The organism is Mesorhizobium sp. B1-1-5 (genome assembly GCF_006443065.1).
Taxonomy (GTDB): Bacteria; Pseudomonadota; Alphaproteobacteria; order Rhizobiales; family Rhizobiaceae; genus Mesorhizobium.
In genome coordinates this window covers 1-1,123 of the sequence record NZ_VFWS01000570.1, presented here as the reverse complement: position 1 = coordinate 1,123, position 1,123 = coordinate 1, and the positions used below count along the sequence as shown (strand labels likewise).

Genomic DNA, 1,123 nt, shown 5'->3' with positions numbered 1-1,123 from the left:
CACCAATGCGCCATGGCATTTCGAGAACGATGCCGGCGAACTCGTCGGCATGGACATCACCATGGGGCGCATCCTGGCAAAGGGCTTGTTCGATGACCCGGCCAAGGTCGAGTTTGTCATGCAGGACCCGGCGCAGCGCATTCCGAACGTGACGACGAACAAGGTCGACATCACCATCCAGTTCATGACCATGACCGCGCAGCGCTCGCAGCTGATCAACTTCTCCAGGCCTTACTACGTCGAGGGCGTCGCCTTGCTGACTTTGCCCGGCGCCGAGAACAAGACCTTCGACAAGCTGCTTGCCGCAGGCTCCGCGACGCGCGTTTCCATCCTGCAGAATGTCGACGCCGAATCTTCGGTGCATTTTGCCTTGCCGGAGGCGCAGGTGATGCAGATCGATACACAGGCCAACGTGCTGCAGGCATTGGAATCCAAGCGTGCCGATGCCGCTGCCGTCGACCTCTCCACCGTGCGCTGGCTCGCCTCGCGCAATCCGGACAAATACTTCGATGCCGGCAAGAGCTGGTACTCGATGCTTTATGGCGCGGCGCTCCGGCAAGGCGATCTCGATTGGCTGACCTTCGTCAACCAGACCTTCACCATCGCCATGTTCGGCCATGAAACGGCGCTCTATGACGCCGCGTTCAAGGACTATTTCGGGCAGGAGCCGCCGGCGCGCCACCCCGGCTTCCCGGTTATCTGACGTCATCGGCGGAAGGGCGCCGACCCTTCCGCCTTTTTTCCTGGCGACGCGGCCAGCTTTGCGTCACATCGGGAGCACTGAGGCCGACGCATGGGTTATGCGCTCAATTTCAACCTGATCTGGCGGCATTTCGACAAGCTGTGGGGCGGTCTGCTGCTCAGCCTGGAGCTCGCCGTCATCTCGATCGCCATCGGCATCGTCATCGGCCTGGTCCTGGCGGTCTGGTACGTGTCGGCCGGACGCATGGTGCGCGGCATCATTGCCGCCTATGTCGAATTCATCCGAAACGTGCCGCTGATCCTGCTCGTCTATCTCGTCTTCTACGGTCTGCCGACCGTGGTCGACATCGCCTACAGCGCGCAAACCTCGTTCGTCGCCACGCTGGCGCTCTACAGCGGCGCCTATCTGGTCGAGGTGTTC

At 61.6% G+C, this 1,123-nt stretch carries 2 protein-coding genes; both read left to right on the top strand.

The genetic code is table 11. The annotated features are described in order from the left end of the window. A partial coding sequence (locus tag FJ980_RS33380) for a transporter substrate-binding domain-containing protein (protein WP_140547643.1) occupies window positions 1–703 on the top strand: 703 nt, incomplete at its 5' end. 90 nt (window positions 704–793) lie between these two features. Beyond that, window positions 794–1,123: ABC transporter permease subunit (locus FJ980_RS33375; protein WP_140547642.1), on the top strand; the 330-nt coding region annotated here is incomplete at its 3' end.